General features: G+C 55.9%; 2 rRNA genes (1 of these 2 running past the window's edge). Both read left to right on the top strand.

The features are described from left to right. Nucleotides 1-2,727: ribosomal RNA gene (locus tag A6A04_RS17325) — 23S ribosomal RNA — on the top strand (it extends 15 nt beyond the left edge of the window). A 94-nt stretch (nt 2,728-2,821) separates the two neighbouring features. After that, nucleotides 2,822-2,936 (top strand): 5S ribosomal RNA (gene rrf, locus A6A04_RS17330). The last annotated feature ends 130 nt before the right edge of the window (nt 2,937-3,066 follow it).

Below are 3,066 nucleotides of genomic sequence, written 5' to 3' on the forward strand. Positions count from 1 at the left end.
GGGCATTTCGTGGATGCCTTGGCACTGAGAGGCGATGAAGGACGTGGCACTCTGCGAAAAGCCACGGGGAGCCGAGAGCAGGCTTTGATCCGTGGATATCCGAATGGGGAAACCCCACCGTAAGGTGATCCTTCACTGAATCCATAGGTGAAGGAGGCGAACCGGGCGAACTGAAACATCTAAGTAGCCCGAGGAAAGGACATCAACCGAGACTCCGCTAGTAGTGGCGAGCGAACGCGGACCAGCCCAGTGATGTCGTGTACATAACCCGAAGCTTCTGGAAAGGAGCGCCATAGCGCGTGACAGCCGCGTAGGGGTAAACCGCACGACATCCTCGAGTAAGGCGGGACACGTGAAATCCTGTCTGAACATGGGGGGACCACCCTCCAAGGCTAAGTACTCCTCAGTGACCGATAGCGAACTAGTACCGTGAGGGAAAGGTGAAAAGCACCCCGACGAGGGGAGTGAAATAGTACCTGAAACGGAATGCCTACAAGCAGTCGGAGCCCCCTTGAGGGGTGACGGCGTACCTTTTGTATAATGGGTCAGCGAGTTAGTGTATGCAGCAAGCTTAAGCCGGTAGGCGTAGGCGTAGCGAAAGCGAGTCTGAATAGGGCGTCGAGTTGCATGCATTAGACCCGAAACCGGGTGATCTAGCCATGGGCAGGTTGAAGGTGGGGTAACACCCACTGGAGGACCGAACTCACGTCTGTTGAAAAAGACGGAGATGACCTGTGGTTAGGGGTGAAAGGCCAATCAAACTCGGAAATAGCTGGTTCTCCGCGAAAGCTATTTAGGTAGCGCCTCGGACTTATACCATCGGGGGTAGAGCACTGGATGGGCTAGGGGGTCCCAAAGACCTACCAAACCTAACCAAACTCCGAATACCGATGAGTACTATCCGGGAGACAGACGGTGGGTGCTAAGGTCCATCGTCAAAAGGGAAACAGCCCAGACCGCCAGCTAAGGTCCCCAAGTCATGGCTAAGTGGGAAAGGATGTAAGACGGCCAAAACAACCAGGAGGTTGGCTTAGAAGCAGCCATCCTTTAAAGAAAGCGTAATAGCTCACTGGTCTAATAGCTGTCTCGCGCCGAAAATGTACCGGGGCTCAAGCCATGCACCGAAGCTGCGGGTGTGCAGCAATGCACGCGGTAGCGGAGCGTTCCGTAAGCCGATGAAGGCGTCATCGTGAGAGGCGCTGGAGGTATCGGAAGTGAGAATGCTGACATGAGTAGCGACAAACAGTGTGAGAAACACTGTCGCCGAAAGTCCAAGGGTTCCTGCGCAAGGCTAATCCGCGCAGGGTAAGCCGGCCCCTAAGGCGAGGGCGAAAGCCGTAGTCGATGGGAACCACGTTAATATTCGTGGGCCTGCTGGACGTGACGGCCTCCGTGTATCGTATCTCCTTATCGGATTGGAGGTGCGGTGAAGGAGGTCCAGGAAATAACGCCAGCGTATAGACCGTACCCGAAACCGACACAGGTGGACTGGTAGAGTATACCAAGGCGCTTGAGAGAATGATGTTGAAGGAACTAGGCAAATTGACCCCGTAACTTCGGGATAAGGGGTACCTCTCCTTGCGCAAGCAGGGGGGGGTGGCACAGACCAGGGGGTGGCGACTGTTTACTAAAAACACAGGGCTCTGCGAAGTCGAAAGACGACGTATAGGGTCTGACGCCTGCCCGGTGCCGGAAGGTTAAAAGGAGAGGTGCAAGCCTTGAATTGAAGCCCCGGTAAACGGCGGCCGTAACTATAACGGTCCTAAGGTAGCGAAATTCCTTGTCGGGTAAGTTCCGACCTGCACGAATGGCGTAACGACTTCCCCGCTGTCTCCAACATCAACTCAGCGAAATTGAATTCTCCGTGAAGATGCGGAGTACCCGTGGCTAGACGGAAAGACCCCGTGCACCTTTACTACAGCTTTGCAGTGGTACTAGGATGTGGATGTGTAGGATAGGTGGGAGCCTATGAAGCATCGGCGCCAGCCGGTGTGGAGGCAACCTTGAAATACCACCCTTCTGCTTCCTGGTATCTAACCGCGCCCCGTGAACCCGGGGCCGGGACCCTGCATGGCGGGTAGTTTGACTGGGGCGGTCGCCTCCCAAAGAGTAACGGAGGCGCGCGATGGTGGGCTCAGGCTGGTCGGAAATCAGCTGTCGAGTGCAATGGCATAAGCCCGCCTGACTGCGAGACAAACAAGTCGAGCAGAGACGAAAGTCGGTCATAGTGATCCGGTGGTCCCGAGTGGAAGGGCCATCGCTCAACGGATAAAAGGTACGCCGGGGATAACAGGCTGATCTCCCCCAAGAGTCCACATCGACGGGGAGGTTTGGCACCTCGATGTCGGCTCATCACATCCTGGGGCTGGAGCAGGTCCCAAGGGTTCGGCTGTTCGCCGATTAAAGTGGTACGTGAGCTGGGTTTAGAACGTCGTGAGACAGTTCGGTCCCTATCTACCATGGGTGTTGGAAACTTGAGAGGACCTGTCCCTAGTACGAGAGGACCGGGATGGACACACCTCTAGTGTACCGGTTGTCGCGCCAGCGGCATCGCCGGGTAGCCATGTGTGGACGAGATAACCGCTGAATGCATCTAAGCGGGAAGCTCCCCTCAAAACCAGGTTTCCCTATCAGAGCCGTGGAAGACCACCACGTTGATAGGCTGCGTGTGGAAGCGTGGTAACACGTGAAGCTAAGCAGTACTAATCGCTCGATCGGCTTGATCGCCCATGCGTAGCGGCAAGCCCGACAACACAAAACGCATAAGACGTGCACGCGAAGATACCCTACAGATCAGAAAATAATCGGTTTCCTTCGACGACCTGGTGGTCATAGCGAGGGCCCCCCACCCGATCCCATCCCGAACTCGGCCGTGAAACCCCTCTGCGCCAATGGTACTATGTCTTAAGGCATGGGAGAGTAGGACGCTGCCAGGTCTTCAAAGGAAACCAACCTATCGCGACGACATCGTACACCGGCCCCAATAAGGCCGGTGTTCGTGCTTCATGACACCTCACGCGGGGTGGAGCAGCTCGGTAGCTCGTCAGGCTCATAACCTGAAGGTCG

The organism is Paramagnetospirillum marisnigri (genome assembly GCF_001650715.1).
Lineage (GTDB): Bacteria > Pseudomonadota > Alphaproteobacteria > Rhodospirillales > Magnetospirillaceae > Phaeospirillum > Phaeospirillum marisnigri.